This window comes from Rhodococcus sp. Leaf278, assembly GCF_001426085.1.
In the GTDB taxonomy this organism is placed as follows: domain Bacteria; phylum Actinomycetota; class Actinomycetes; order Mycobacteriales; family Mycobacteriaceae; genus Rhodococcoides.
On sequence record NZ_LMRR01000023.1, the window covers coordinates 39,333 to 60,755 of the forward strand.

Consider the following 21,423-nt stretch of genomic DNA (forward strand, 5'->3'; position numbering starts at 1 on the left):
GGGTAGCTACGCCCGGACGCCGATGGTGAGTGCCCTGAACGTCGTCCAGGTCAGCGACACGAGACCACGAACCGCCGCGAACGAGAACGCCGTGGACCACACCGTCTGTGTCGAGGGACCGGGCAGCGGCACACCGGCGAACCGATCCGCCAGCCAATCCAACGTCAGCGGTGCGCTGAGCGGATGGAGCGACAGGTGCTCGCTCAGCCGATCTCGCAGGTACGTCACGTGGGCACCGGCTTCGTTGTATCGCTCGACCTGTCCGTCGACGTCGTCGACGGCGATGATCTGATCGTGCACCGCCTGGATCACCAACAGCGGAGCCGTCGGGGCGATGCGACCGGGCTGGATGTCGAGGAACACCTGGACAATCTCGGGCAACGCCAACAGATCGGCCAGCGGGATGTCGATGTAGTTGTCCAGATCGTGACGAGCCAGTGCGGCGACGGCTCGGACGGTCGTCATCGACTCGACGGAATCGAGAATGCGCATTCCGTCCTCGTTGACGTACTCGCGAACGACCCGATCCAGTTCGGGGTAGGTGCGCCGCAGCCCGGCCACCACCAGCGTCGGCAACGCTGCGTGCAGCGTTGCATTGAGCCGGGTGAACGCCGAACCCGGATCTCCGACGGGCGAACCGAGCGCGGCACCGACCAACTCGATCTCCGGCGCGTACTCCGGTGCCATCTCCGCTGCCCAGGACGTCGCGAGCCCGCCGCCCGAGTAACCCCACAGCGCAACCGGCGTGCTGCTGTTCAATTCGAGCGGCTCGAACGACAGCGCCGCGCGGATGGCGTCGAGCGTGCAGAACCCGGGTTCCTGAGGCGAGCCCCAGTGACCGTCCGGGCCCTCATGATCGGGAATCGAGATGGTCCACCCGCGACGCAGGGCATGCAGGACCAGCAGAAACTCGAACTGCGGAACTGCACCGACAGCCTTCGAGCCGCGTCGCAGCGCGTAGGACGGAAAACACGAGGACGCGACGCCGTCGATGGCGCACTGGTACGACAGCAACACCGGTTCGGCATCGTGCGGCCTCAACACAGTGGTGACGCTGGCCTGCGGTAGACCGGCCAGTTCGGCGGTGCGGTACAGCAGCTGCCACGCATCGACTCGCTGGCGCACGCGTCCGAACATCGCGACCTCTACCGGTCGCGCCTTGAGGATCGTCCCCGGCAGGGCCGCTTCGTAGCCCTCGGGTGCGGCGTAGAACGGATCGTCCTCGGGCCTGGTCGCGTCGTCGCGGCTCGGCCATCGTTCCACCGGCCAGGACTGTTCGTCCTCCATCGATCTGTCGACGCTCATATCCCACCGCTTCTTGTCCGAGTCTCTTCGTCACACTAACTTGCCCTGTATCGCCTCATTTCATGCAGCCTGCTGCCAGTTGGTGATCAGAACATCGGTTGCGTAGCTCAGGTCGAGGCCTTCTCCGCCCCAGTTGGGGACTATGGCGTCGGGTGCGATCCCGTCGTATCGTCGCCGAAATTCGTCCGCGTCACCGGACATCGCCGGCGCGTGAATCATCGCGATTCCTGACGGGTGGTGAAACGAGAAGCGTTGATCTCCAAGGGCTTCGATGACGAAGTATCCGTCGTGCAGCGCTCGATGATGTTCGCCGCACAGCAGGACCAGGTTGTCGAGTGAGGTCGGACCTCCCCGTGAGCGGTAGGTGACGTGATGAGCATGCAGAAAGCGGGTGCGTCCGCAGCCGGGAACCGTGCAGCATCGATCTCGAATGATCAACTGACGCAACTGCGTTCGGCTCGGGGCCTTCGCAGTCGAACTCCAGCGCACAGTTTTTCCCAGCCGGCCGTGGCCGACGGTTCGCATGACCGCAGAACACAGCACCTGCGCAAGCGTCTCGTCGTCGAGGCCGGGCCCGTCGTCGAAATGGGCATGATCGTGACCCGCCTCGTCGACGCCACCGATGTGCACCAACACTTCCGCAGCCGGTGAAACGACCGGTGAATCCAGCGCAGCGCAGACCATCTCGGCCATGGCGACCAACGCCGGCACCGGGTTGGGCGGCGCTGGGGCCGCCCGGTCACCCTCGGATTCGCCCTCGGTTCGCTTGCGCTCGTACTCCGCCCTGGTCAATGCAGCGAGAAGCCGCTTGCCTTCCTCGGACCGAAAGCGTGCCGTCAGCACGAGCGAGCCGTCATCCTCGTCCCAGCGCCATCGCCCGACGCATGGATCCAGGTCGACGCCATTGCCCCTGGTGGGCCGCATCGCCTTCTTCAGACCACGGCACAGACGCTCGATATGCGCGGCCGGCGCATCGAGTGCCTTCTGCAGCAATGACGCCTCGTTCTCGGGTGTGGCCACCCGCGTCATTGCCCGCACCTTCGAATACGACACCGTTCCGCTCAGGTAAGCAGAGGTGATCAACGGCAACTCTCGCATCGCTTTGGCAACCCGCACCTGCTCACGGGCCGTATGCAGATCGACTCCCGCACGCCAGGACAACCAGTGCGCACACGACCGAACCTCCCACCCCGCCCATCCGCGTCGCAGGTCGAACTCACCCACCAGTATCAAGTACTGCGCCGACGCTGCCGCTATCTGACCGGCCAGCGCGCAGATCTCGGTCGCGATGTCATCCAGTGCAATCCGCCCGGCCTCGGATCCCGTCTCGGACATGTCGATCATGAACGCCCCCATCCATCGAATGCATGTTCGACAAAGGTATGGCAAGGCGCCGACAAGAACTCGAAAGAGGAAGGAAAAACGTCCCCGCGGGGACGTCTTCGAGCTTGGTTTCCGACCGGCGGGCCCGGCAGGGGAGCCGGCCACGAGACATCCGACATCGGAGGGGCAGCGAATGCTCTACATGGCCGACGCCCGCAATTCACCCGTGCGCTTTCGCAGTCCGCTGCGCGGGACGTGGTTGACGTCGCTGTTCGGCGCGGTGCTGCTCGTTGCGCTACCGATCGTCATCCTGACCGGCTTGCTCTCGTACATCGCGTACGGTCCCCAGTTCGGCCAGGCCAGGCCGGGAGCCGTCGGGTGGCTGCGGTTGCCGTTCTTCGACTGGCCGACCGATCCCGCCTGGCTGTATCAACTCACCCAGGGCCTACATGTCGGCTTGGGTCTGATCATCGTGCCGCTCGTGATCGCAAAACTGTGGTCGGTGATGCCCAAGCTCGTCGAGTTACCGCCGGTTCGTTCGCCTGCGCACGCACTGGAGCGACTGTCTCTGCTGGCGCTCGTCGGCGGTCTGCTGTTCGAAATCGTCACCGGTGTTCTCAACATCCAGTACGACTACGTGTTCGGCTTCGACTTCTACGCGGCCCACTACTTCGGTGCCTGGGTGTTCATCGCCGGATTCCTCGTCCACCTCGGTCTCAAGGTTCCGTTGATGTGGCGCACCTTGCGGTCCGAGTCGTTGATGGACGTGCTGCGTGCCCGCAACGAGTCGCCCGACCAGGGTCCCACGACAACGTTGAACCGCCGCGGCGCAATAGGATTGGTAGCTGCTGGGATGGGTTTCGTGGCTGTGCTGACGGTCGGCCAGACGGTCGGAGGTGTACTACGCAAGGCCGCGATTCTGCTGCCGCGCGGGCGCTCCTACGGCGACGGCCCCAACGACTTCCAGATCAATCGGACCGCGGAAGCGGCAGGAATCACCGAGGCACAGACCGGAGCCGACTGGCAACTGACGATCGCCGGCGCAGCCGACGATGCCGTTCCGGTGGTGCTCTCTCGCGGCAGGCTGCTGTCGATGTCGCAACGCACTGCCGAACTTCCCATCGCCTGCGTCGAAGGGTGGTCGACGACTCAGACGTGGACCGGCGTCCCGTTGGCCGAACTCGCCGCCCTCGCGGGTGTACCCGAACCACGATCGGCCGAGGTGATCTCGCTCGAGCAGAACGGTGCTTTCACTCGCGCAGTTCTTCAGGGAAATCAAGCAGTACATCCCGATTCGTTGTTGGCGTTGAGAGTGAACGGCGTGGATCTCTCGCTCGATCACGGTTTCCCAGCGAGGGTGATCGTGCCTGCGCTGCCCGGCGTGCACAACACCAAGTGGGTCTCGTCGATCGTGTTCCGTTCGTGACTTCGACAACTTTCCAAATCTCGGTGAATGGTAAAGAATCTTTTTTCGGTAGCCCGCGGGGCTGCCGACGAAGGAGTACTTCTTCGCCTGGATGAATCCAGAAGGTCACACCACGATGCACGCACTGTCCAGAGGGTTCCTTACCGCGGGTGCACTGTTCACGCTGTTCTTGGCAGCAGCCTGCTCGTCGACCGACTCGGGCAACGCCGTTGCCGCAGACACCACCACCGCGTCCTCGACGTCGGCCGCTGCCACCACCACCGACGACGTCTCGGGCCAAGAGGGCATCGACGCTGGCGGCTCCACCGACATCGACGTCGAGATCGGTCAATGCGTCCGACTCGGCGGGACGATGACGGCCGCCACCATCGAGAACGCTGAATGCGGCAGTATGGAATCGAACTACAAGGTCATCGCCAAGGCCGAGCAGAACGAGCAGTGCCCCACCGACGTGAATCAAACGTATTACGAGACTCTCGACGGCGTGGAGCAGGGCGCGCTGTGCCTCGACGTCGATTGGGTCGTCGACGGATGCATGAGTGTTCCCACCGGCGGCATCGACGAGCCCGCACGTGTCGACTGCAGCGACCCCAGCGCGACCGACGTCGAACAGGTCACCGAGATCAAGACCGGCACCGCCGACCCCAACGACTGCCCCGAGGACGGATTCGCTTACGACGCACGTCAATTCGTCGTGTGCACCACGACGATCTCCTAGCCCTTTCCGTCCCGCCTCGCTGTCATCATCTGGGTCACGTAGTGATAGTCCACGTGCCCGTGCTCGGTGATCGCCGCGTGCACTGCGTTCAACACTTCGTGGCGCCGCGTGTCGTCGAGAATCAGATGGCTCGAATAGGTTGCAGCCATCGCACAGAATTCGTCCGCGGTGTAGCGCTGAACCCAGCTGTATGTCGAGGACGACCAGGGACCGAAGCCGTCGGCTCGAGGAACGGTCGATTCCGATTGCGCACCCAGAGAACGGGCAAGCAGCGGTGCTGCGTCGGGTTCGGTTGCGTCGTAGGCCGCTCTGACCGCATCCCACGTCGGCCCGTCGAGGTCGCCCGGCATGTTCCACCACAGCCGGAGCGCTCCGCCCGGGACCAACGCGCGCGCCGCGACTGCTGCTCCTTGCTCGTGGTTCACCCAATGCCAGGACTGCGCGGCGGCGACGACATCGAACGACGCCGGCTCGACTACGCACTCCTCGAATCGCGACACCTGCACCTCGACGTCGAGATTCTCGGTACGACGCCGAACGAGCTCTGCCATCTCCGAATCCGGTTCCACCGCAACGACGGATGCACCCAGCTCGGCCAACGCAACGGTGGCCTTACCGGTACCGGCTCCGGCCTCGAGTACTCGCAGCCTGCCTCCGATCACGATGTCTGCGTACAGCTCGGCGGGGTAGCCGGGTCGGGCGCGGTCGTAATTCTCCGCAACTCGGCCGAAGGTCAGTCCCCGTTCCGGTCGCACATACTCTGACATGTCAGCCAGAGTACTGATCTACGCCACGGTTGCTTCCAGCCTGCTCCGCAGGGTCGACTCGGTGTGCCGGATCGCTTGACCCACAACGGGTTCCACTACCGCTCCGAGCACCTTCCCGGCGATACCACCAGGCAGGCTGTAGCGGAAGACGACCACCAGCCGGGTTCGACCGTCACCGGCGTCCTCGAACGACCACGTCGACGAGTTCGACAACCCCTCGACCGATTCGAGCGTGAGTCGCTCGTTGTGGACCCATTCGGTGACGTGCACAACGGATTTGAGCGCTTTGGGACCGATTTGCATCGTCGCGTCGTACGTGGCCCCGAGACCGGATGTGATCTCGCTCGTCGGCTCGAACCGCGTGATCCCGAACATCCACTGCGGCACGTTACGAAAATCGTCGAGGTAAGCGAAAGCCGACTCCCGACTGGTCGACGCAATGGCCGAATGATTGATTACACGCACTCGTGCACCCTAGTACACGCTACGCACTGTTACACACACTTTGCTGGTTCGACCTACCGCTGGACATACCCCGTCTGCTTGTCCACACCGTTGACCAGCGGCGAACCGTGCAGATACCGCTCCAAGTTGTCCTCGAAAAGCTGCCACAAACGCTCGGCGAAGTCGTCGGTATCACCGGCCAGGTGGGCCGTCAGGATCACGTTCTCGAGGCCCCACAGCGGGCTCGATACCGGCAGCGGCTCGACCTCGAAGACGTCGAGCACTGCCCACCCGATCGCGCCGGAGGCCAAGGCCACGCACAGCGCCTGTTCGTCGACCACCGGACCGCGGGAAATGTTGACCAGACCCGCATCCGGACTCATGGCCGCGAGCACCTCGGGACCGACGAGACCTCGGGTTCGCTCGGTCAACGGTGTCGCGAGCACGATGACGTCGTACTGGGCCGCATACGAACGTAATTCTTCGACGTGACGAATGCGCGCGAACTCCGCATCGCCCGGGCGTTCGGATGTCCCCGACGCATCGACGCGCATACCGAGTGCGCCGAGTAGCCTGCCGATTTCTCGTCCGATCGAGCCCGGTCCGACGACCAGAGCATGTTTACCGTGAACTCCCGTGCTGACTCGGTATTCCCACACTCGCTCACGCTGACGGCGAAGAGCCTGGGGCAGATTCTTCACGGACGCCAGGATTCCGGCTGCGACATATTCGGCTATCGCCCTGTCGAGTACGCCTCCCGAGTTGGTCAGCAGCCACGGACCCTCGCGCAGCCCGGGATCCAACAGTCGATCGACCCCCGCGCTGGACGCATGGACCCACCTCAGGTTGGCAGCGTTCGGCCAGACGGCCCGAAGGTCGACGGCCTCGAACGTGCGAAACAACAGCACTTCTGCCCACGCCACGGCATCGACCAGGCCGGTGATCGCGCAGCTTCGGAAGTGGACTCCATCGATCGACGGAAAGGCCTTTCGGTCCGAATCACTCTCGACCACAAGTACGTTCACCACAGGACTGATCACCTCCGTACGATGGCACCGTGCTCATCGTAGAACTCGCCTCTGTCGACGACGCAGCAACGATACTCGGCCTCCGGCACGCGGCCGAGGATTGGTTGGCCGCGCGGAGAGTCGATCAGTGGACACCGCGCGAGGTACCGATGTCGACCGTTGCTGCTCAGATAGACGCAGGGGAGTTCTATGTCGCTCGACGCTACCCCGGTGGGCCGATTGTCGGAGCACTGCGCTTGATCTGGGCCGATCCGGCCATCTGGCCGGAACAGGGCGAACCCTGCTTCGTCTGGACTGCGCCGAAACCAACCCCGACCTGTGCAGCTACTACCTGCGGCAGGGGTTCCGCCACGTCGGTCGGCGCGATTTCGGTGATGGGAGTTCGTGGTTCAGCGTCGCACTGTTCGAGACCTCCACCGGCTTGTAGCGTGACACCCATGAACGAAAATCGAGACCTGATGCTGCGCGGCGAACTCTACCGAGAAAGTGATCCCGAACTGGTGGCGTCTCGGGTGTCGTGCGGCAAGCTGCTCGACAGATTCAACGCGACCGAGGCAGACCGGACCGAGGAACGGGGCGAACTACTCGGCGAGCTGCTCGGATCCATCGGCGCGGACTCGACGATCATGCCGCGATTCCAATGCGACTACGGCACATACATTTCCATCGGCTCGAACACCTTCGTCAACTACGACGCCATCATGCTGGACTGCGCACGTATCACCATCGGCGACGACGTCTCGATCGGTCCGCGCGCGCAACTACTGACACCGCTACATCCCATGGAAGATCACGAAGCTCGCCGAAACCGTTGGGAGAGAGCGCTTCCGATCACCATCGGAAACAACGTGTGGCTGGGTGCCGGAGTCATCGTGTGCCCAGGAGTCACCATCGGCGACAACTCGGTGATCGGCGCCGGAAGTGTCGTCACCCGCGACGTGCCGCCGCACACCTTCGCTGCGGGAAATCCTTGCCGGACAATTCGAGAGTTACCGTGACAGAACCGAATTCAAGATTCGGTCGGAGTCACGAACCAGCGAGGTGACAGCCATCCGCGCGCCCCACCACATCCCCAGCCAACCGATCGCGACGGCCACCGGAATCGACAGATATGCCCACGCGCCGGGAAGAAACGCGAGCAGCAGCACGGGCACAACCGACACGGCCAGGACCACTATCCCGAGTACGAGGAATCCGAAGGCATTGCCGGTGAAGGATCCCCGTGTGTTCATCGAGAACGACTTCGTCGCTTCGGGCACCGGGTAGGCACCGCGCACGGAGTTCACGGCAGTCAGACCGGCACCGACTCCGAGCATCGAGATCGTCAATGCGACAGGGATCTCCACTCGGTCGAGCCCGAGGTCGCCGAACAGTCGAACCACGAGCACCGGAACGATCGCGAAGGGGGTGGCAACCAGTAACCAGGCAATCTGTCGACCACGGATGTCGTCGGGGAGGGCCTGCGGAATCATCACGAGGTGCCACATCGAGCTGCCGTCGAGGCCGTACGAATTGGATCCCGCGCCCAACGCCATGATGATCACGATCCACGCGCCCCACGCCGCACTGAACGGAATCGAGTCGGCCACCAGCGGCCCGATACCAGCCAACACAGCGAAGATCAGGACCGACAGCAGCTGACTTCGGCGACGCATGTCACCACGCCAGAGGGACAGCTCTCGGGTCACCACCGCGCCGACCCTCGTCACCCGCCACCCTGTTGCTCCGTCGCGGCCATCGGCGATCGTCTGCTTACGGGTCGATCCCGACGAGCTCGAGACCCGTCCCTCGAAGTGGCGTAGAACCAGTCGCCGCCATGCCCACACCAATGCGACATCCAGCATTAGCAATCCCGCCACTGCGCCGATCCCCAGCAACCAGTTGCCCTGCAGCACAGCGTCGACACCGGTGATTCCCCAGCTGAACGGGATCGAATGGGCCAGCGTGAGCGGCCACGACACCTCACCCGACAGCACTCGATCGAGATTCTGAGTGATGGGGAACTGCAAGAAGTACAAGCCGCCGAAGATGGCTCCGAACGCCAGCAACGCGAACTCGCGACTGCGTCGACTCTTCAGCAGTTGCGACATCGCCAGCGTCACCACCCTCGACAGCGTCACGAAGAACACCACCGTCGCGGGCCAGGCCACCAGAGCCAGAGGCAGTGCCGCGACCGAGCGGGACGCGGAATAAATCGGAATGGACGCCGCCGCAACGATAGTCAGCGGAACCACTATGCCGACCACCGACGTCGTCAGCAGCGCACGGGCCAGTCGCGCGGGGTCGACGGACAGCAGTTGGAAGTGGCGGGGCTGGATGTTGTCGTCGGAGATGCCCGACAGTACGGGGAACAGCACCCAACTCAGGCCCACCAAAGTCAGTCCGAGGCTTGCGGTGCCGCCCACGAGAACCTGCGACGCGTCGGTTCGCGCTGCCATCACGCATGCGAGAACAGCGAAGGCCAGGCCCAGCAATCCGAACACGGTCTTGATCACCGCTTGTCCGCCCTTGAACTGCCTGCGGTAGAGCGTCATTCGCATCTGCAGAACGGTGCGGTCGACCGACATCACGAGCGCATCCAGGACAGGCCGTCCGGGTTCTGCTCGCGGGTGCCGACGAGACGAACGAAGGCATCGTCCAGGGTCCCGCCGCCGCGGACCTCGTCGACGGTTCCGGCCGCCACCACTCGGCCACCGGTGATGACGCCGACGTGCGTGCACAGTTGCTCGACGAGCGCCATGACGTGGCTCGACAGAATCACCGACCCGCCGGAGCGCACGAACTGGACGAGGATGGTGCGAATCGTGCTGGAGGAGATGGGGTCGACGGCCTCGAACGGCTCGTCCAGCACCAGCAATCGGGGCCCGTGCAGCAGCGCGGAGGCGAGCCCGATCTTCTTGGTCATTCCCGCGGAGTAGTCGGCGATGACGGTTCCTCCGGCGTCGGTCAGATCCAATGCGTCCAGCAGCTCGTCTCGACGCTGCGCGATGACGTCCTCCGGCATCGCGCGTAGTCGTCCGATGTAGGTGAGAAGCTCGTGGCCGGTGAACTGGGAAGGGAGTGTGAGTCCGTCGGGCAGCACGCCGAGCAGTTCTTTCGCTGCGATCGGATCGGCCCACACGTCTCGGCCGAATACCAGACTCCGCCCGTACTGCGGTCTCAGCAGCCCCACGGCCATGGACAGCGATGTCGTCTTACCTGCACCGTTGGGTCCGACCAACCCGAACATCGAACCGGGCGGAACCATCAGCGACAGGTCGTCGACCGCAGGCTTTGGGCCGAAGGACATGCACAGGTGCTCGAGCAGCAGGGCAGCGGAGTTCGTTTGCACAGGTAACAGACTAACCGGTATGGGCTGTTTCGTCATGCGTTGTCGGTCGACCGCACCGGTACCATTCGGGCATGAATCGCACCGCAGTGGTCACCGGAGCTTCGTCGGGAATCGGAAAGGCTGTCGCGTCGGCGCTGGTCGCTCGCGGTTATCGAGTTATCGGCACCTCGCGAAACCCGGATTCGATGAGCGATGATCAACGGGCAGCAGGCGTCGAGTATCGAGCCCTCGATCTCACCGATTCCGCGTCGATCACTGCATTCGTGGCCGACCTGGGAGCCGTCGACGTCCTCGTGAACAACGCCGGCGAGAGCCAGTCGGGACCGTTCGAGGAACTGCCGACCGACGCCATCGAACGACTCTTCCAATTGAACGTCTTCGGCGCAGTGACGCTGTCGCAGAACGTCATTCCCGGTATGCGCGAGCGAGGTTACGGCCGCATCGTGATGGTCGGCTCGATGCTGGCCAGCTTCCCCCTCGCCTATCGCTCGTCCTACGCGTCGACGAAGGCAGCGATCAAGGGCTTCTCCGACGCGGCGCGTCTGGAACTTTCGCCTTTCGGCGTGTGGATGACCACTGTCGAGCCGGGATCGATCAACACCGGAATCAGCGAACGCCGCACCAAGTACATCGCCGCCGATTCGGTCCACCGCGACGATTTCCACACCGCGATCTCGTCGCTGGATCGCAAGGAGGGAACCGGCATCTCGGCCGAGGACGTCGCCGAGGTAATACTGAAGGCCATCGACGCCGACAAGCCGAAACCCCTGTACGCCAGAGGAAGTAACGCACCGGTCGTATTTCTGGCGCGACGATTGCTGCCGGCCACATTCATGGAGAAGACGATCGCAAAGATGTTCGGGCTGAAGAGATAGTTTGAACCTCTGACCTGGTGGAACACATCCAGGTGATAGAAACTCTCGGCCTGGTCCTGGCTGCTACGGGTGTGGTCGTCGCCGCACAGGTGATCTCGAAGAAGACGACGCTGCCCGCGGCGGCATTGTTGACCTTGGCCGGCCTGGCCGTCTCGGCCTCGGCGTTGCCCGACATCGTTCTCGATCCGGAGGTCGTTCTGACCCTGGTGATTCCGCCGCTGCTCTACAGCGCTGCCCTGAACTCATCGCTGATCGCCATCCGCCGCAACGTGTGGACGATCTTGAGTTTGTCGGTCGCCCTCGTGGTAGCGACCGCGACCCTCGTTGGCGTCGGCCTGTGGTTGCTCGTTCCGGGTATCACGCTGGCCGCGGGTATGGCGCTCGGTGCCGCCGTGGCACCGCCGGACCCGGTGGCCGCCCTTGCGGTCGGTCGACGCGCCGGTATTCCACCGAAGCTGGTCACGCTGATCGAGGGGGAGGGGTTGCTGAACGATGCGACCGCGCTGACGATGCTGACCGTCGCTATCGCCGCGATCTCGAGCCAGGACATGACGTTCGTCGACGCCGGCGGGTTGTTCGTACTGGCGGCAGTCGGCGGCATCGTCGTCGGATTGGTCGTCGCCCTGCTGATCCGATTGGTACAGCGGTACCTTCACGATTCTCTGCTGCTCAACATCGTGTCGCTGGCAACACCGTTCGTTGCATACCTGGCGGCGGAAGAGGTCCATGCGTCGGGAGTACTGGCCGTCGTCGTCGCGGCACTGATGATCGGCCATCACACTCGCCACGCCATCTCCGGTGCCAGCCGCCTGCAGACCAGCGCGGTGTGGCGGCTCATCGATCTACTGCTCGAAGGCTTCGTGTTTCTGTTGATCGGCGAACAGTTGCCCACCGTGGTGCGCGGCCTGTCGGCCTACTCGGGGACGACAATCGCCCTCGCAGTCACGGTCACGCTTGCCGGCGTCCTGCTACTGCGGCCCCTGTGGTTGCTGACAACGGGGCTGTCCGCACGCGAGGCGGTAGTGATGAGCTGGGCCGGCACTCGTGGGGTCATCACCGTCGCGGCCGTGTTCACGCTGCCCCTGACGATCGACTCGGGTGAGTCGTTCGAGAGCCGAGACCTGTTGCTGTTCTGCGCGTTTCTCGTCGTGCTGGTGACGGTCGTCGGACAGGGCCTGACATTCGCTCCACTCGTGCGAAAGCTGAACGTCGTCGCCGATCCGGCAGCAGAAGCGCGTCTGCGAAACGAAGCGCGGGAGGGATCGACCAAAGCTGCACTGTCACAGCTCGATCGCATTGCCGACGAGGAGAAGCTCGACGACGAGGGGCGGGAGATACTGCGCAGCGAATTGGAGCATCGGATCGACCGGTATCACCGCCGACTCGATCATCTCGACGAGTCCGAGGTAGGCGACTCGGTCATCTCGCCGGAGCAGATCGCCGCGATGAGTACCCGCCGACGCATCCTGGCGGTCGAGCGCGAGGAGTTGCTGTGTTGGCGAGATGCCGGCCGGCTACCGGACAACAGCATGCGCAGTCTCGAGCACGAACTCGACCACGAGGAGCATTCGTTCCGACCACACCGAGAGACCGATTAGCCGGCGATTGCGGCGTGCATTTCCCACACGATCACTTCGGCACCGCCTGCGCTGCTGAGTTTTTGGCCGCCGCCTCCGCTGACGCGTACGGCATCGCCCTCGGCCAACAGTCCCACGCCCTCGAGCATCGCTTCACCCTCCGCCACGAAGATGTGCACGAACGGCGCGTCGGGAATCTTTACCGGTGCCTGCCCGGGCTGTAGGCGTGCGACGTGCATGGCTGCGTACTTGTTCTTGATGCGGATCGCTGCGTGATCGGCGTGGTCGGCCATACCGGAAGCGACGGGAACCAAACCGCCGCTGAGTAATTCGTTGTCGATTTCCAGCTGCTCGTAGCCCGGCGTGATGCCCTGCTCGTCGGGCACGACCCACATCTGGACGAACCGAACGGGATCTCCGTGCTCGCTCGAATACGAGCCCGCGGTATCGCCCAGTCGCCACGAATCGTTCTTCTCCGAGTGGAGGATCCCGGTGCCTGCGCTCATGCGCTGTGCGAGTCCCGGGTAGATCACGCCGGAGTGGCCCATCGAGTCCTGGTGCACCAGCGATCCCTGCAGGACCCAGGTGACGATTTCCATATCGCGATGCGGGTGGGTATCGAATCCCATTCCGGGAGTTACGATGTCATCGTTGTTCACCATGAGGACGCCATGGTGGGTGTTGCCGCGATCGAAGTGATTACCGAACGAGAAGGAATGCTTGGAGTCCAGCCAGCCGATCTTCGTCTTGAATCGGTCGTCGGCTCGGCGGATGTCGAGTGTGGTTGCTGCAGAGGTCATGTCATCGCCTCGAATCTCGAAGTGGTGGGTTCTCAGAGAACGTGCGAGCCGTACATCTCACCGAGCGGGTCGGCGATGAGTTCCAGCCGCGCACCGTCGGGGTCGCGGAAGTACAGCGAGACATCACTGTGCTCGATCAGTTCGATTCCGGCGTCGATCAACTTGGTACGCAGGTGCTCCCAGCGGGTGGGCTCGACACTGATCGCCACATGATGGAGGCCGCCCAACACCTCCGCGTAGGGACCGACATCGAGGCCCGGGAAGTCGAAGAAGGCCAACAGGTTGCTGTTGCCGATGTCGAAGAAGAAGTGCGACGACCCTGGGTAGTCCCGGTTCTCGATGAGCTCGGTGAGCGGGAACTCGAGCAGATCCTGGTAGAACCGCACGGTTGCCTCGACGTCACTGCTGACGAGAGCGGTGTGATGGAGTCCTCGGGCCGACGATGCAGGCCGCTCGCCTGCCGGCATCATGTACTGCTTCCGAATGCGGTCGCGCTCTGTGGTGTGTAGATCCGTCTCGGTCATTCCTCCACCCTTCGGTCAAGTAGTTGCTTCGTCAACTACCGAGAACAGTACACCGGTTAGTTGCGATGTCAACTAGCATTGAGGTATGGAATCACCACGGTGGCTCGATGCCGACGAACAGCAAGCGTGGCGCGCGTACCTCGATGCAACGCGGCTACTGCTTCGCGACCTCGACAATCAACTCACACGCGACTCCGGAATCTCCTTCACCGACTTCGAGCTGCTGGTCGTGCTCTCGGAAGCGCCCGACCGTCGCCGACGTATGAGCGAACTTGCGGATGCCGTCACCACCACTCGCAGCGGCGTCACCAGGGCCATCAGCCGACTCGTCGACAACGGCTGGGTCATTCGCGTCAAATGCGACGACGACAAGCGTGGGATGTCCGCCGAGCTCACCGAGGCCGGTATGCAGACGCTCGCCTCGGCGAGCCCCGGACACGTTGCGTCGGTGCGGGAGAACATGTTCGATCTGGTGGATCCCAATGACCTCGCCGCTCTCACGCGCACTTTCACAGCGATGCGGAACCACGCGTCGTGATCAGTATCCGGCGGTAGCCTCGGTGTTCGACGCGCCGTAGAGCAACGCCTCCGATCCCGATACTCCCAGCCGGGTCGCTCCAGCCTCGATCATCGCCACAGCGTCGTCGTAGCTGCGAATTCCTCCCGACGCTTTGACCCCCAGCTTGCCCTGCACGGTGTCGGACATCAGGGATACCGCATCTACCGACGCCCCACCGGTCGGATGGAAGCCCGTCGACGTCTTGACGAAATCCGCGTCGGCGGCGACAGCGGCGCGGCATGCGCCGACGATCTCCTCATCTGTGAGAGCAGCCGACTCGATGATCACCTTGAGAAGTACCGGCCGCTCGACTGCAGCGCGCACGGCCGCGATATCGGCTTCGATCGCATCGAAGCGACCCTCTTTGGCTGCCCCGATGTCGATGACCATGTCGATCTCGTCGGCCCCCTGGCTCACGGCGAGCCGGGCTTCCGCAGCCTTGACCTCCGTCGCATGCTTTCCGCTCGGAAAGCCGCACACGACAGCCACTTTCAGGTTCGAGTCCGCAGGTAGTTCGAGCGGCAACATCGAAGGAGACACACACACCGAATAGGTGCCGAGCCTCGCGGCGTCGGCGACGGTAGCGGCAACATCCGCCTTGGTCGCCTCCGGCTTGAGCAGAGTGTGATCGATGTAGAGGGCCAGTTGTGCGGGTGAAATCGAAGACTGCATCGGAACTTCCTTGTCGAGTATGGAGAACGATATGGACGGACTAGCGACTGCCGCGCCTGTCCAGGACGTGGTTGAGGATGAGGGCGGCCACGAGGATGAGACCCGTCACGAGCATCTGGAAGAACGAGCTCAAACCCATGAGGTTGAACAGGTTTCGCAGTACCGAGAGCAGCAGCACGGCAACGAAGGTTCCAAAGATGCTGCCCTTGCCGCCGAACAGACTGGTCCCGCCCAAAACCACCGCTGCGATGGCGTCGAGTTCGAGTCCCTGGTTGGCGGTCGGCTGCCCGATGGTCAGCCGGGCGGTCAGCAAGATACCGGCGAAGGCGGCGAGCGAACCCGAGATCACGTAGACGCTGACCAGAATCTTCTTGACCGGAAGTCCGGACAACCTGGCCGCGTCCTTGTTGCTTCCGACGGCATAGATGTATTCACCGTAGGTCGTCTTGTTCAACACCACACCGGCGACGATGGCCACCACGATGAAAATAATTCCTACCGTAGGGATGGGTCCGACCGAGCCGGCCCCCAGAAACCGAAGTCCCATAGGAATTTCCGACGTGGTCGGCGTTCCGTTGGTGGTGAGATATGTCAGCCCTCGCACCGATTGGAGGGCAGCGAGGGTCACCATGAATGCCGGCAGCATCAGGTAGGCGCTCAGGCTTCCCACGATACCGCCGGAGACCGCGCCCGCCAGCACAGCGAGCAGCAACGCCACCGGCCACGCAATTCCCATCCCGATGAAGATCGCGACCAGCATTCCAGCCAGCGCCGCAACACTTCCCACCGACAGATCGATACCTGCCGTCAGAATCACCAGGGTCATTCCGATGGCCACGATGCCGGTCAACGACGACTGCTGCAGCAGATTGGCCAGGTTCTGCGACGTCAAGAACTGCGGTGCCACGAGTGAGGCAACGACGACCAGCGCCGCGAAGATGAACAGAAGATTGAACTTGACGATGATGTTCTGCCGGTGCTGCTTCTGTGTCGACAGTGTTTCGGCGACGGCGACAGATGTATCAGACATTGCTTTCGATGCTTCCTGTGACGACCATTCGTGCGATATCGGCCGATGGGGTTGTGTGGGGGTCGTACTGGGCCACGTTCCTGCCTTCGTGCAGGACCCAGACGGTGTTGCAATTTTCGGTCAGCTCGGACAATTCGCTGCTCGCCATCAGCACACCTACTCCGGAATCGGCGAGCGCTCGAACCTGCTCGAACAGGTCTGCCTTGGCACCGATATCGAGACCACGAGTCGGCTCGTCGAGCAGCAGCAGCGAGATGCCGCGGGCCATCCATTTGGCCAGTACCACCTTCTGTTGGTTACCGCCCGAAAGTTGCCCCACCGCTTGAGTTTCGGACGCGAACTTCACGCCCAGCTTCTGCAGGGGTTCGCGGGCCGCTGCAGCTGCGCGTCCAGCCGGATTGATACCGAACAACTTCAGGGCCGCCAATCCAGCATTCCGGACAACCGACATCTCGAGCAGCAGGCCCTGCTTCTTTCGATCCTCGGGGACGAGCCCGATACCCAACTGGACAGCTCGCTGCGGATTCATCGAGGTGAACTGCGTCCCGTCCAATGTCATGTCCAGTTCTGCTGAATTGTCGCCGAACACAGCCGACAGCAGCGTGGAGCGGCCCGCGCCACCCAACCCTGCAAGACCCACAATTTCTCCTGGGCGCACAGAGATTCCTCGAATGTCGAGAACACCGCCGATGGTGGCTCGGTCGATGCTCAGGAGCTGCCCGGAACCGGTGAACGGGCCACGGGTGGTTCCGGCCGAATCGACTGCTCGACCGATCATCGCGTCGACCATGCGTGCTTTCGAGGTGGTAGGGACATCGAATACCTCTACCGTCGAACCGTCGCGCATCACCGTCGCCCGGTGTCCGATCTCCTTGATCTCGTCGAGTCGGTGCGAGATGTAGACGACCGATTTCCCTTCCGCCACCAGTTCGCGAATCACGTCGAACACCGCGGCCAGATCATGATCCGTCAGCGTCGCCGACGGCTCGTCCATCACGATGATCCGCGCAGAAGTGGTCAGTGCGCGTGCAATGGCGGTGAGCTGCTGGTCCGATACCGACAGTGCCCCCACGGTCGCAGTGGGCGCGAACTTTCCACCGACCCGAGCGATGGCGTCGGCGGCAGCAGCGTTGCGGGCCTTGTTGTCGACAAAGATGCCTCGTGTCGGGGCATGTCCGAGGAACAGGTTCTGCGCCACCGTCAAGTCGGGAACCAGGTCGAGTTCCTGGTAGATCGTGCTGATGCCGGCCTTGACTCCGTCGAGGGGGCTGGAGAAATTCATCGGCGCACCGTCGACAGTGATCGTGCCGCCGTCGGGACGGTAGGAGCCGGACAAGATCTTCATCATCGTGCTCTTGCCTGCACCGTTCTCCCCGAGCAGGCAGTGAACCTCGCCCTTGGCCACCTCGAGCGTTGCCTTGTTGCAGGCCAACGTTCCCGGGAACTCTTTGACGATGTTCTCCATACGCAGTGCTGCGTTCATAGCTTTTTCTCCAGAACTGTGCGTGCGGTCTCTTCGTCCGTGATCAACACAGAACACAGACCGTTCCTCAGTGCGCCCGCAACGACATCGACCTTGCGCAGCCCGGCTGCGACGGCCACCGAGCAACGGGCGGCGCGTAGGTCGTCGAGTGACAGGCCCATCGTGCGAGATTCCAGATCGGTATCGGCGAGCGTGCCGTCCGGGGTGATGTAATGCGCCAGAACGTCGCCGCACGCTCCAGCCGATTGCAGGCGGACGAGCTCGTCCGAGCTGATCGCGCCGCTCTGCACCAGAACAGAATTGGCATCCAGGGCACCCAGAGAGAACAACAGGACGTCAGCTGCGCGACCTTTGTCGAGCACCTCACGCATGAACGGCTCACTGTCCAATGCGTGCTTGGTGGACACCTGCTCCACGATTGCCGGTACCGGCAACAGGACCGCATGCCCGTGGGCACTGTGCGCGATGCTCGTTGCGACATTCGCTGCGGTTGTCGGCTTGATCGAGCGACTGATGCTGCCGTTGATTTGGATGACTTCCACGCCGTCGCTCCACCCCGAGGGGAGCGCAGCGGCGATGTCCTGCATCGTGTTTCCCCATGACACGCCGAGAGTTCGGACCCGAGATCCCCTGCTCTGCAGGTAATCGGCAGCGGCCTTCGCCACCTGTGCCCGCTGATCCGACAGATCTGTGTGAGTCCGCACCACGATGCACTCGGTCAGGTCGAATCGACTGGACAACTCCAACTCGAGGGTGGACTGCCGCGCCTGCGGATGAACAATCTGAATCCGGACGATTCCACACTTGCGAGCCTCGTCGAGCAATCGACCGATCTTCCATCTGGTCAGATGCAGCTGCCGACCGATATCGTCCTGAGTTCGGTTCTGCTCGTAGTAGAGCTGTGCCACTTCGAGCAGCAGCGCGTCGTGCCCCTTGTCCGGCGTCGTCATCGCTTCTCCAATGCGATCACCGATCGATGCATGACGGGCTTGAGCACGGTGGTGAGCTCGACGTAGCTTTCGTAGGTCTGTGCGTAATGCTCGTGCAGAGCGGCGTTGGGCACCAACGTCGTTGTGCGAGGACTGAATAGAGCAGCACCCTCGTCCAACGAGCCGACGAGGCCGGCCGCTCTGGCGGCGATGACCGCACAGGCGCGCAGCGTCAGATTGTCACTGAGAACCATCTCGGTTTCGATTCCCAATACGTCCGTGGTGATCTGTTGCCACAACCGATTCCTGTGCATTCCGCCCGAGAACACCAGTCGGTCGCACGAGATGTTGCCGCGTGCAAACGAATCGAGTACCGACTTGGTTCCGCATGCAACCGCTTCCACGGCCGCTCGGTACAACTCTTCCCGGGTGGTACCGAGTGTCAGTCCGACGACCGCGCCGCGCAGCCGGGAGTCCCGATGTGGTGTTCGGTTACCCATGAAGAAGTCGAGCGCCAGCAACCCGTGGCTTCTCGGATCGACGGCAGCAGCACCGTCGATGAGAGAACCGATCTGCTCTCTCGGCACCCCCATGATTCCCTCGCCGACCCACTTGAGGATGGACCCACTGGTGATCTGGCCACCTTCCACCAGCCACTTGCCCCGACGCAGCGCGTGTGGGTACGGCCCCCACACTTCAGCGGTGTCACACGGATCGTCGATCTCGGTGATGATCGCTGTGGAGGTACCCGAGACCAACGACACCAGACCCTCCGGCTTACCGCCACAGGCCAGTAGCGACACGTGCGCGTCGATGCCGCCCACCCCGACCACAGCGTCGGGTGAGATCCCCAATTCCTCTGCTGCAGAGCCACGAACCACCCCCGCGCTCGATCCGACCGGAAGGATCGTGTCGGGCAACTTGGTAGTCAGATCTTCGACACCGAGGGCGTCGTACAGCTCCTGTGGGAGCCGGCCGGCGACCGAATCGTAGTTGTATTTGCACACGGCATTCATCTGCGACCCGACCCAGCGGCCGGTCAATTTGAAGGTGATGAAGTCGATTGCCTCGACGATTCGATCGGCCCGATGGAAAGTGTCCGGTTCACACTGCTGGAGCCACATGGCCTTGGGTAGCAACCACTCCGTCGCGTCGGAGCCACCCGACCACTTCAAAATGGGATGGTCCGCCACGAACGTGGCGGTCAGGTCCGATTGCGCTGAGGCTCTCGAATCCATCCACAGGATCGCCGGGCGCAGTGCATTCCCGGCCTCGTCGACAACAGCGACAGTCGACGCCGTCGTCGACGAAGCCACCGCCACCACGGGCCCCGCAGCAATGCACTCGGGCAGTGCGAGCAACTCACGCGTTGCACCGACACAGGCATCCCACCAGTCCGACGGGTTCTGCTCGGCCCAACCGGGTCGAGGAAAAACCGTCGGATAGGGCCGATGAACGGAGCCGAGAGCAATTCCGTCATCTGTGAACGCTCCTACCCGAGCGCCCTCGGTGCCGAGATCGAGACTCAGCAGTATTCCCATTGCGTATCAGCTTTCGTTGGGCATGAAGATGACCTTGGAGCTGAAGACAGACCGGTCACCGAGCGCTTTCATCATGTCGGGCAGCTCCGACAGCGGCAGCTGGTGGGTAATCATGAATTCCCACTTCAGCGAACCGTCGGCGAGTTTCTGTGCAGCCGTGTGCCACTCCGATCCGGGGAACGGAGCGGAGAACGAGTTCCACGAACCGTGGAGGCTCGTCTCCTGCCGAAGGAAGTTGTTGAACGTTTCCTTCTCCAGCGTCACCGGTGCATGCGGGATGCCGATGAAGGTTGCATGCCCTTGTGGCCCGGTGAGTGCAGCGGCCAGGTCGACTGTCGATGCGACACCGGCAGATTCGAGAACGATGTCGAATCCGCGACCACCGAGTGCGCGCGCCTCGTCGGCGGACTGCACGGCATGGGTCGCACCGGCTTCGAGTGCCATCGCCGCCTTCTCGGGACTCAGGTCCAAAGCCACCACCTGACTGGCACCAGCCATTCTCGCCCATTGAATACCGAACAGGCCGATCGGACCCGCACCGATGACCAGGACGCGATGTCCGGTCCGCAGGTTGGTCTTCCACAACGCGTGCAGTGCGATGGCGGCCGGATCGAGCATCGCTGCCGCCCGGGGGTCGATTCCCTCAGGCATCTTCATCAGATTGCCGACAGGAGATGTCACATACTGCGCATACGCTCCGTCGCAACGACTCCCAAAGTAGTCGTAATCCTCGCACAGGCCGAACTCACCCTTGAGGCAGTACTCGCACTTGTAGCACGGAATGAGCGGCGGTACCGAGACCAGGTCGCCCACCTCGAATCCGGTCACTCCGTCACCGAGAACTGCGATGTGAGCGGAGAACTCGTGTCCACAGATTATCGGCATCTTGTAGCCACCGTTGCGCAGCATTCGGGGAATGTCGGAGCCGCACACTCCGCACGCCGCGACCTCGAGCAAGACCTCTCCGGCCTTGGGCACCGGTACAGCTACCTGCTCTACTCGAATATCGCCCGGCGCATACATCACGGCAGCAGTCATCTGCTGGGGAACCATTATCGAACTCGACTTTCTCGAAATATGTTGAGCTACAG

General features: G+C 62.9%; 21 protein-coding genes. 6 read left to right on the forward strand and 15 right to left on the reverse strand.

Features of this window, described 5'->3' with window-relative positions; translation table 11 throughout:
- Positions 1 to 6: 6 nt before the first annotated feature.
- The gene (locus tag ASG84_RS17315; RefSeq protein ID WP_082521058.1) at positions 7 to 1,305 is read right to left on the reverse strand and encodes a lipase family protein; all 1,299 of its coding nucleotides are present in this window, start codon (positions 1,303 to 1,305) and stop codon (positions 7 to 9) included.
- A 60-nt stretch (positions 1,306 to 1,365) separates the two neighbouring features.
- Positions 1,366 to 2,649, reverse strand: a complete 1,284-nt coding sequence (locus tag ASG84_RS17320; RefSeq protein ID WP_162248356.1) for an HNH endonuclease signature motif containing protein — start codon at positions 2,647 to 2,649, stop codon at positions 1,366 to 1,368.
- Positions 2,650 to 2,830: 181 nt separating this feature from the next.
- Between ASG84_RS17320 and ASG84_RS17325 the strand changes: the two genes are divergently transcribed.
- Both ASG84_RS17325 and lppU read left to right on the forward strand, forming a co-directional pair.
- Entirely contained in the window at positions 2,831 to 4,054 is a 1,224-nt protein-coding gene (locus tag ASG84_RS17325) for a molybdopterin-dependent oxidoreductase (protein ID WP_082521078.1), read from the forward strand.
- A gap of 115 nt (positions 4,055 to 4,169) precedes the next feature.
- Positions 4,170 to 4,772, forward strand: coding sequence for an LppU family putative lipoprotein (gene lppU, locus ASG84_RS17330; RefSeq protein WP_082521079.1), 603 nt, complete (start codon positions 4,170 to 4,172; stop codon positions 4,770 to 4,772).
- Here the strand turns inward: lppU and ASG84_RS17335 are convergent.
- Genes ASG84_RS17335 through ASG84_RS17345 form a run of 3 tightly spaced genes read right to left on the reverse strand, consistent with a single transcriptional unit; the run spans position 4,769 to position 7,008 of the window.
- Entirely contained in the window at positions 4,769 to 5,539 is a 771-nt protein-coding gene (locus ASG84_RS17335) for a class I SAM-dependent methyltransferase (protein WP_057478268.1), read from the reverse strand. The genes lppU and ASG84_RS17335 overlap by 4 nt on opposite strands.
- Positions 5,540 to 5,557: 18 nt before the next feature.
- Positions 5,558 to 6,004, reverse strand: a complete 447-nt coding sequence (locus ASG84_RS17340; protein ID WP_057478269.1) for an SRPBCC family protein — start codon at positions 6,002 to 6,004, stop codon at positions 5,558 to 5,560.
- A 53-nt stretch (positions 6,005 to 6,057) separates the two neighbouring features.
- Positions 6,058 to 7,008, reverse strand: a complete 951-nt coding sequence (locus ASG84_RS17345) for a D-2-hydroxyacid dehydrogenase (protein WP_162248357.1) — start codon at positions 7,006 to 7,008, stop codon at positions 6,058 to 6,060.
- A gap of 440 nt (positions 7,009 to 7,448) precedes the next feature.
- Here ASG84_RS17345 and ASG84_RS17355 point away from each other — a divergent pair, with 440 nt between their 5' ends.
- Positions 7,449 to 8,009: a sugar O-acetyltransferase gene (locus ASG84_RS17355; RefSeq protein WP_057478272.1), complete on the forward strand. Its 561-nt coding sequence runs from the start codon at positions 7,449 to 7,451 to the stop codon at positions 8,007 to 8,009.
- Here the strand turns inward: ASG84_RS17355 and ASG84_RS17360 are convergent.
- Positions 8,001 to 9,578 carry a hypothetical protein gene (locus ASG84_RS17360; RefSeq protein WP_057478273.1) on the reverse strand — a complete coding sequence of 526 codons (1,578 nt, stop codon included), beginning with the start codon at positions 9,576 to 9,578 and terminating at the stop codon, positions 8,001 to 8,003. The two genes, ASG84_RS17355 and ASG84_RS17360, sit on opposite strands and share 9 nt — an antisense overlap.
- On the reverse strand, positions 9,578 to 10,378 hold the full coding sequence (locus ASG84_RS17365) for an ABC transporter ATP-binding protein (protein ID WP_057478274.1): 801 nt from the start codon (positions 10,376 to 10,378) through the stop codon (positions 9,578 to 9,580). The genes ASG84_RS17360 and ASG84_RS17365 overlap by 1 nt, the downstream gene beginning before the upstream one ends.
- A 35-nt stretch (positions 10,379 to 10,413) precedes the next feature.
- Here ASG84_RS17365 and ASG84_RS17370 point away from each other — a divergent pair, with 35 nt between their 5' ends.
- The gene (locus ASG84_RS17370; RefSeq protein WP_057478275.1) at positions 10,414 to 11,217 is read left to right on the forward strand and encodes an SDR family oxidoreductase; all 804 of its coding nucleotides are present in this window, start codon (positions 10,414 to 10,416) and stop codon (positions 11,215 to 11,217) included.
- 17 nt (positions 11,218 to 11,234) lie between these two features.
- Positions 11,235 to 12,815, forward strand: a complete 1,581-nt coding sequence (locus ASG84_RS17375) for a Na+/H+ antiporter (protein WP_235581712.1) — start codon at positions 11,235 to 11,237, stop codon at positions 12,813 to 12,815.
- On the opposite strand, the gene ASG84_RS17380 is transcribed toward ASG84_RS17375, so the two are convergent.
- Positions 12,812 to 13,594 (reverse strand): pirin family protein, encoded by a 783-nt coding sequence (locus tag ASG84_RS17380; RefSeq protein ID WP_057478276.1) that lies wholly within the window; start codon positions 13,592 to 13,594, stop codon positions 12,812 to 12,814. The two genes, ASG84_RS17375 and ASG84_RS17380, sit on opposite strands and share 4 nt — an antisense overlap.
- 32 nt (positions 13,595 to 13,626) lie before the next feature.
- Positions 13,627 to 14,118 carry a VOC family protein gene (locus tag ASG84_RS17385; RefSeq protein WP_057478277.1) on the reverse strand — a complete coding sequence of 164 codons (492 nt, stop codon included), beginning with the start codon at positions 14,116 to 14,118 and terminating at the stop codon, positions 13,627 to 13,629.
- Positions 14,119 to 14,203: 85 nt separating this feature from the next.
- On the opposite strand from ASG84_RS17385, the gene ASG84_RS17390 reads away from it, so the two are divergent.
- Positions 14,204 to 14,656 (forward strand): MarR family winged helix-turn-helix transcriptional regulator, encoded by a 453-nt coding sequence (locus ASG84_RS17390; RefSeq protein WP_057478278.1) that lies wholly within the window; start codon positions 14,204 to 14,206, stop codon positions 14,654 to 14,656.
- Here the strand turns inward: ASG84_RS17390 and deoC are convergent, their stop codons facing one another.
- The 6 genes from deoC to ASG84_RS17420 are packed head-to-tail and all read right to left on the reverse strand — an operon-like array spanning position 14,657 to position 21,385.
- The gene (deoC, locus tag ASG84_RS17395; RefSeq protein WP_057478279.1) at positions 14,657 to 15,349 is read right to left on the reverse strand and encodes a deoxyribose-phosphate aldolase; all 693 of its coding nucleotides are present in this window, start codon (positions 15,347 to 15,349) and stop codon (positions 14,657 to 14,659) included.
- Positions 15,350 to 15,389: 40 nt separating this feature from the next.
- Complete coding sequence (locus tag ASG84_RS17400; protein WP_057478280.1) at positions 15,390 to 16,379, reverse strand: ABC transporter permease; 990 nt, start codon at positions 16,377 to 16,379, stop codon at positions 15,390 to 15,392.
- The gene (locus ASG84_RS17405) at positions 16,372 to 17,862 is read right to left on the reverse strand and encodes a sugar ABC transporter ATP-binding protein (protein WP_057478281.1); all 1,491 of its coding nucleotides are present in this window, start codon (positions 17,860 to 17,862) and stop codon (positions 16,372 to 16,374) included. Before ASG84_RS17405 ends, ASG84_RS17400 begins: the two co-directional genes overlap by 8 nt.
- A complete protein-coding gene (locus tag ASG84_RS17410) occupies positions 17,859 to 18,812 on the reverse strand; it encodes a sugar-binding transcriptional regulator (RefSeq protein WP_057478282.1) in 954 nt (317 codons plus the stop codon). The genes ASG84_RS17405 and ASG84_RS17410 overlap by 4 nt, the downstream gene beginning before the upstream one ends.
- Positions 18,809 to 20,332: an FGGY-family carbohydrate kinase gene (locus ASG84_RS17415; RefSeq protein ID WP_057478283.1), complete on the reverse strand. Its 1,524-nt coding sequence runs from the start codon at positions 20,330 to 20,332 to the stop codon at positions 18,809 to 18,811. The genes ASG84_RS17410 and ASG84_RS17415 overlap by 4 nt, the downstream gene beginning before the upstream one ends.
- Before the next feature lie 6 nt (positions 20,333 to 20,338).
- Positions 20,339 to 21,385, reverse strand: a complete 1,047-nt coding sequence (locus ASG84_RS17420; protein ID WP_057478284.1) for a galactitol-1-phosphate 5-dehydrogenase — start codon at positions 21,383 to 21,385, stop codon at positions 20,339 to 20,341.
- Positions 21,386 to 21,423: the final 38 nt, after the last annotated feature.

Bases quoted from the DNA above. Each gene is read 5' to 3' on its own strand.
- ASG84_RS17380 (WP_057478276.1), bottom strand. From the start codon at position 13,594: ATGACCTCTGCAGCAACCACACTCGACATCCGCCGAGCCGACGACCGA.
- ASG84_RS17320 (WP_162248356.1), bottom strand. From the start codon at position 2,649: ATGATCGACATGTCCGAGACGGGATCCGAGGCCGGGCGGATTGCACTG.
- ASG84_RS17415 (WP_057478283.1), bottom strand. From the start codon at position 20,332: ATGGGAATACTGCTGAGTCTCGATCTCGGCACCGAGGGCGCTCGGGTA.
- ASG84_RS17315 (WP_082521058.1), bottom strand. From the start codon at position 1,305: ATGAGCGTCGACAGATCGATGGAGGACGAACAGTCCTGGCCGGTGGAA.
- ASG84_RS17390 (WP_057478278.1), top strand. From the start codon at position 14,204: ATGGAATCACCACGGTGGCTCGATGCCGACGAACAGCAAGCGTGGCGC.
- ASG84_RS17385 (WP_057478277.1), bottom strand. From the start codon at position 14,118: ATGACCGAGACGGATCTACACACCACAGAGCGCGACCGCATTCGGAAG.
- ASG84_RS17400 (WP_057478280.1), bottom strand. From the start codon at position 16,379: ATGTCTGATACATCTGTCGCCGTCGCCGAAACACTGTCGACACAGAAG.
- ASG84_RS17420 (WP_057478284.1), bottom strand. From the start codon at position 21,385: ATGGTTCCCCAGCAGATGACTGCTGCCGTGATGTATGCGCCGGGCGAT.
- ASG84_RS17405 (WP_057478281.1), bottom strand. From the start codon at position 17,862: ATGAACGCAGCACTGCGTATGGAGAACATCGTCAAAGAGTTCCCGGGA.
- ASG84_RS17360 (WP_057478273.1), bottom strand. From the start codon at position 9,578: ATGTCGGTCGACCGCACCGTTCTGCAGATGCGAATGACGCTCTACCGC.
- ASG84_RS17325 (WP_082521078.1), top strand. From the start codon at position 2,831: ATGGCCGACGCCCGCAATTCACCCGTGCGCTTTCGCAGTCCGCTGCGC.
- deoC (WP_057478279.1), bottom strand. From the start codon at position 15,349: ATGCAGTCTTCGATTTCACCCGCACAACTGGCCCTCTACATCGATCAC.
- ASG84_RS17365 (WP_057478274.1), bottom strand. From the start codon at position 10,378: ATGACGAAACAGCCCATACCGGTTAGTCTGTTACCTGTGCAAACGAAC.
- lppU (WP_082521079.1), top strand. From the start codon at position 4,170: ATGCACGCACTGTCCAGAGGGTTCCTTACCGCGGGTGCACTGTTCACG.
- ASG84_RS17335 (WP_057478268.1), bottom strand. From the start codon at position 5,539: ATGTCAGAGTATGTGCGACCGGAACGGGGACTGACCTTCGGCCGAGTT.
- ASG84_RS17370 (WP_057478275.1), top strand. From the start codon at position 10,414: ATGAATCGCACCGCAGTGGTCACCGGAGCTTCGTCGGGAATCGGAAAG.
- ASG84_RS17355 (WP_057478272.1), top strand. From the start codon at position 7,449: ATGAACGAAAATCGAGACCTGATGCTGCGCGGCGAACTCTACCGAGAA.
- ASG84_RS17410 (WP_057478282.1), bottom strand. From the start codon at position 18,812: ATGACGACGCCGGACAAGGGGCACGACGCGCTGCTGCTCGAAGTGGCA.